This is a genomic window from Pseudomonas sp. HMWF006 (assembly GCF_003061205.1).
Taxonomy (GTDB): Bacteria; Pseudomonadota; Gammaproteobacteria; order Pseudomonadales; family Pseudomonadaceae; genus Aquipseudomonas; species Aquipseudomonas monsensis.
In genome coordinates this window covers 6,093-10,871 of sequence record NZ_QAIU01000413.1, presented here as the reverse complement: position 1 = coordinate 10,871, position 4,779 = coordinate 6,093, and the positions used below count along the sequence as shown (strand labels likewise).

The following is a 4,779-nucleotide window of genomic DNA, read 5'->3' as shown; positions in this document are numbered from 1 at the left end:
TTTTTGCGCAGCGGATTCACTTGCCGTTCTCCCGGCGCAGACGACGCGCCTCTTGTTGCAGATACCGCTTGCGGGCCAGGACCGGCGCCGCCACGTTGAAGGCCAGCACCACCAGACAGATGCCATAGGCCGACCAGACATACAGGCCATGATGGCCCATGGCGAGGAAGTCGCCGAATGAAGCAAAACTCATCGCGCGGCCTCCAGACTGTTCTGCACTTCTTCTTTCACCCAACTGGCGCGGGCTTCGCGCTTGAGCACTTCAAGGCGCATGCGCAGCAACAGCACGGCGCCGAAGAAACAGTAGAAACCCAGCACGGTCAGCAACAGCGGCAGCCACATCTCTGCCGGCATTGCCGGTTTTTCGGTGAGGGTGAAGGTCGCGCCCTGGTGCAGGGTGTTCCACCACTCCACCGAGTATTTGATGATCGGGATATTGATCACGCCGACGATGGCCAACACCGCGCAGGCCTTGGCGGCGCTGTCGCGGTTGCTGATGGCATTGCCCAGCGCGATCACCCCGAAGTACAGGAACAGCAGAATCAGCATCGAAGTCAGGCGTGCGTCCCACACCCACCACGACCCCCACGTCGGTTTGCCCCAGATCGCCCCGGTGACCAGCGCCACAGCGGTCATCCACGCGCCGATCGGCGCGGCGCATTGCAGGGCGACGTCGGCCAGTTTCATCTTCCACACCAGCCCCACCACACCGCACACCGCCAGCATCACGTAGATCGACTGCGCGAGCATCGCCGCAGGCACGTGAATGTAGATGATGCGAAAGCTGTTGCCCTGCTGATAGTCCGGCGGCGCGAAGGCCAGGCCCCAGACGACGCCGACGCCGATCAGCAGCAACGCTGCAATGCTCAACCAAGGCAGGAACTTGCTGCTGATGCCGTAGAACCACTTGGGCGAGCCGAGCTTGTGAAACCAGGTCCAGTTCATACTGTTTCCATCACGGGTGCCGCTCATCGGTGTGAGCTGGCAAGGGTCATTCTTTAAAAAAAGTGGTCAATTTTTGACCAGACCTCATTATTATTCGCCGACGCTGATCTTCAGGCCAGCAGCTATTGCAAAGGGTGTCAGGGTGATCGCCAGGGCGGTCAGGCTACCCAGCCAGAGCAGATACCCGGTCGCCGGCATGCCTTGCAGCGCGGCCTGCAAGGCGCCACTGCCAAGGATCAACACCGGGATGTACAGCGGCAGAATCAACAGCGCCAGCAACAGGCCGCCGCGTTTCAAACCGACCGTCAGCGCTGCGCCCACCGCGCCGAGCAGGCTCAGCACCGGTGTACCCAGCAGCAACGACAACAGCAACACCGGCAGGCAGGCGACCGGCAAACCGAGCATCAACGCCAGCAACGGCGAGAGCAGAACCAGTGCCAACCCCGAAAAAAGCCAGTGTGCCAGCACCTTGGCCAGTACCAGAAGAGGCAGCGGGTGCGACGAAAGGACCCACTGTTCAAGGGACCCGTCTTCGAAATCACTGCGGAACAGCCCGTCCAGCGAGAGCAGCACCGATAACAGCGCGGCCACCCAGACTAACCCGGGGGACAGGTTTTGCAACACTTGAGTTTCCGGGCCGACGGCCAGCGGGAACAGCGCGATGACGATGGCGAAGAAAATCAGCGGATTGGCCAGCTCCGCCGGACGGCGGAACAGCAGGCGCGATTCACGGGCAACCAGCAGGCCGAACACACTCATACTGCCCAGTTCCCCAGATCGAGATCACGATAGCCGGCCGGCATCCGGCTCAGCGTGTGGTGCGTGGTCAGGACCACGAGGCCGCCGCGTTCGCAGTGCCCGGCCAGATGTTCTTCGAGCTGCGCCACGCCCTGCTTGTCGAGGGCGGTGAACGGCTCATCGAGAATCCACAGTGGCGGGCTGTCCAGATACAGCCGCGCCAACGCCACGCGACGTTGCTGACCGGCGGACAACGTGTGGCAGGGAACATCTTCGAAACCGCGCAATCCTACGGCTGCCAGCGCTTGCCAGATCACGTCGCGCTCGGCGGGATGATGCAGGGCACAGAGCCACGAGAGGTTTTCTTCCGGGGTGAGCAAATCCTTGATCCCGGCGGCATGGCCGATCCACAGCAGGTTGCGCGCCAGTTCGCCGCGTTGTTCGGTCAGCGGCTGGCCATTGAGCAGGACCTGACCGTCGGTCGGCTGCATCAGCCCGGCGAGCAAACGCAACAGACTGGTTTTACCGCTGCCGTTGGGCCCGCTGATCTGCACCATATCGCCACTGGCCAGTCTCAATTCGAGATTTTCGAAGAGCAGCCTGAGATCGCGTTCACACGCGAGGGCAACGGTTTGCAGGACAGGACTGGTCAAGGGATCACGGGCCTTATACGGTTCAAGTCGGCTCTGGCGCGGCCGTTAAAGAGGTGCAGCATAGATGCATTGACGGCTCGATCTAGAGAGCTGGGTCAAACAATTGCTATGTTTTTTGAACGAAGCGCAAGACGGGCGGCATTATACATGCCGTGCCTTACTCTCAAGAGTGCATTTTCCTCAGGTTGTGTCCGCGTATGACAGGCGAAATGAACATCCTCCCGCTCCCGCCCGCCACCCCGGCGACCGTTCGCCCGCAGGTCGGTGAGCTGCTCAAGCTGCTGACCCCGGTCGAAGGCCTGATCGGCGCCGGGCAAAGCGCCAAGGCCGAGGTGTTGTCGCTCAAGCAAGCGGACCAGACCTTTCAGTTGCTGCTCAAGGTGACGCTGGACAGCGGCCGTCAGACCACCGTGCAAGCGACCAGCAATCTGCCGCTGCCCCAAGGCACCAGTCTGGCGATCACTCAGCCTTCGGCGGGCAATCTGGCGATTACTGTGCAACAAGCGATTGCCAGCAGCGTCGCCGCCCTCACCCGCATCGACACCGCGCAATTGCCGGTCGGCACGCTGCTGCAAGGCAAAGTGCTGACCTCGCAGGCGCTGCCGCAAACGCCGGGGCAAGTGGCGGTGTTTCGCTCCTTGGTCAGTTTGCTCAACACCGCACAGAGCGGCAGCACCCTGACCATCGACAGCCCGCAGCCGCTGCGCATCGGCACTTTGCTGTCGGCATTGGTCGAAGACTCACACACCCTGAAATTCCTGCCGATGAGCAGCCGTCAGGAACAACTGGCCGTGAGTCAGCAACTGCTCGGCCAGCAAAGCCGTCAGGCCTCCCTGACGGGGTTGCTGAACGCCTTGCAAAATCTGCCGAGCGATACCGATCAGACATCGCAGGATCTGCGCGCAGTGGTCGACAAACTGCTCGCCAGCCTCCCCGATGTACAACAACTGAGTACAGCCAAAGGCGTAGCACTGGCCTTGGCCAACAGCGGCGTGTTCCTCGAAGGCAAACTGCTGACCGGGCAGAACCCGACGCTGGCACCGGACATGAAAGCCGACCTGCTCAAGCTGATCGCACAACTGACCCCGGGCCTGCCGGGCAACAGCAGTTTCAACGCGATCATCGCCGCCAACACCCTGGCGCAAGCGCTGCCGAGTTTCGTTCGCAACGCCCTCGGCATGCTTGGCCAGGTCAGCGCGAAACCGGTGCCAAGCAGCTTCCCGCTGCCCGAGCGTTTGCTGCAAAGCCTGGAAGGCGAAGGCGATCTGGAACAGTTGCTGCGCCTCGCCGCTGCCGCCGTTTCGCGCCTGCAAAGCCATCAGTTGTCGAGCCTGGAGCAGACCGGCGTTACCGACGACGGGCGCCTGCTCAGCACCTGGCAACTGGAAATTCCCATGCGCAACCTGCAGGACATCGTGCCGTTGCAGGTCAAGTTTCAGCGTGAAGAAGCGCCGGAAAGAGAACCGCAACCGAACGAACGTCGCGATGAGCGCGAACCCAGGCAACAACTGTGGCGCGTTGATCTGGCGTTCGACATGGAACCGCTCGGGCCAATGCAGATTCAGGCGCAATTGATCAGCGGCAGCCTGTCGAGCCAGCTCTGGGTCGAGCGGCGGTACACCGCCGACCTGATCGAAAACAACTTGTTCGCCCTGCGTCAGCGTCTGCTCGATTGCGGGCTGAATGTCGGCGACCTCGACTGCCACCTCGGCGCCCCGCCACAAGGCAACCAAACCCGTCTCGAACACCGCTGGGTCGACGAAACCGCATGAACGATTCCACCGCACCACGCCAGGCCATCGCCCTCAAATACGACGGCAACCACGCCCCGACCCTCACCGCCAAGGGTGACGAAGAGCTGGCCGAAGAAATCCTGCGCATTGCTCGCGACTACGAAGTGCCGATCTACGAGAACGCCGAACTGGTGCGCTTGTTGGCACGAATGGAATTGGGCGACAGCATTCCCGAAGAGCTCTACCGGACAATTGCCGAGATCATCGCGTTTGCGTGGAATCTGAAGGGGAAATTCCCCGAGGGACAGGACCCGCAGGCGCCGATGGTCGAGAAGGACGTCACCGAACGCGGGGATGATTATTAAGCCCTGAAAGCAAAAGATCGCAGCCTTCGACCGCTCCTACATCAGGATTAGCGTTTCCCCTGTAGGCGCTGCCGAACGCTGCGATCTTTTGATATTGCTTGCCGCTTGAAGCTTGAAGCTTCTAGCTGCTCTTATGCAGCTTGCTCATCAACTCCGCCTCAGCCTGGGTCAACCCGCAGGACTGAGTCAGTTCATCGACGCTCGCGCCCATGCCCACCAGTTTCGCCGCTTGGGCGAATGACAGGCTCGATGGATCGCGCTGCTCAAGTGCAACGATTTTGTCCGGCAAAGGACCGACCACCGAGCGCAACTCATGCAGGGCGTCGCCCATGCGCACGTTGCCGT

General features: G+C 61.5%; 7 protein-coding genes. 2 read left to right on the top strand and 5 right to left on the bottom strand.

Features of this window, described 5'->3' with window-relative positions; genetic code table 11:
* Nucleotides 1-16 precede the first annotated feature (16 nt).
* The 4 genes from ccmD to ccmA form a co-directional block, all read right to left on the bottom strand.
* Entirely contained in the window at nt 17-193 is a 177-nt protein-coding gene (gene ccmD, locus DBR24_RS17055; protein WP_123465805.1) for a heme exporter protein CcmD, read from the bottom strand.
* The gene (locus DBR24_RS17050; protein WP_123465803.1) at nt 190-945 is read right to left on the bottom strand and encodes a heme ABC transporter permease; all 756 of its coding nucleotides are present in this window, start codon (nt 943-945) and stop codon (nt 190-192) included. Before DBR24_RS17050 ends, ccmD begins: the two co-directional genes overlap by 4 nt.
* Before the next feature lie 90 nt (nt 946-1,035).
* Nucleotides 1,036-1,704 carry a heme exporter protein CcmB gene (ccmB, locus tag DBR24_RS17045; RefSeq protein WP_034151525.1) on the bottom strand — a complete coding sequence of 223 codons (669 nt, stop codon included), beginning with the start codon at nt 1,702-1,704 and terminating at the stop codon, nt 1,036-1,038.
* Nucleotides 1,701-2,336, bottom strand: coding sequence for a cytochrome c biogenesis heme-transporting ATPase CcmA (ccmA, locus tag DBR24_RS17040; protein ID WP_128615327.1), 636 nt, complete (start codon nt 2,334-2,336; stop codon nt 1,701-1,703). The genes ccmB and ccmA overlap by 4 nt, the downstream gene beginning before the upstream one ends.
* Before the next feature lie 197 nt (nt 2,337-2,533).
* Here ccmA and DBR24_RS17035 point away from each other — a divergent pair, with 197 nt between their 5' ends.
* Together DBR24_RS17035 and DBR24_RS17030 are read left to right on the top strand one after the other, a co-directional pair.
* Nucleotides 2,534-4,108: a flagellar hook-length control protein FliK gene (locus tag DBR24_RS17035; protein WP_128615326.1), complete on the top strand. Its 1,575-nt coding sequence runs from the start codon at nt 2,534-2,536 to the stop codon at nt 4,106-4,108.
* Nucleotides 4,105-4,434, top strand: a complete 330-nt coding sequence (locus tag DBR24_RS17030; protein ID WP_128615325.1) for an EscU/YscU/HrcU family type III secretion system export apparatus switch protein — start codon at nt 4,105-4,107, stop codon at nt 4,432-4,434. Before DBR24_RS17035 ends, DBR24_RS17030 begins: the two co-directional genes overlap by 4 nt.
* Before the next feature lie 121 nt (nt 4,435-4,555).
* Here DBR24_RS17030 and DBR24_RS32545 read toward each other — a convergent pair.
* Nucleotides 4,556-4,779, bottom strand: a 224-nt coding sequence (locus DBR24_RS32545; protein ID WP_256591584.1) for a DUF2802 domain-containing protein, incomplete at its 5' end; no start/stop codon positions are given.

Excerpts from the sequence above, each read along its gene's own strand:
- ccmD (WP_123465805.1), bottom strand. The coding sequence starts at position 193 with ATGAGTTTTGCTTCATTCGGCGACTTCCTCGCCATGGGCCATCATGGC.
- DBR24_RS17050 (WP_123465803.1), bottom strand. The coding sequence starts at position 945 with ATGAACTGGACCTGGTTTCACAAGCTCGGCTCGCCCAAGTGGTTCTAC.
- ccmB (WP_034151525.1), bottom strand. The coding sequence starts at position 1,704 with ATGAGTGTGTTCGGCCTGCTGGTTGCCCGTGAATCGCGCCTGCTGTTC.
- DBR24_RS17035 (WP_128615326.1), top strand. The coding sequence starts at position 2,534 with ATGACAGGCGAAATGAACATCCTCCCGCTCCCGCCCGCCACCCCGGCG.
- DBR24_RS17030 (WP_128615325.1), top strand. The coding sequence starts at position 4,105 with ATGAACGATTCCACCGCACCACGCCAGGCCATCGCCCTCAAATACGAC.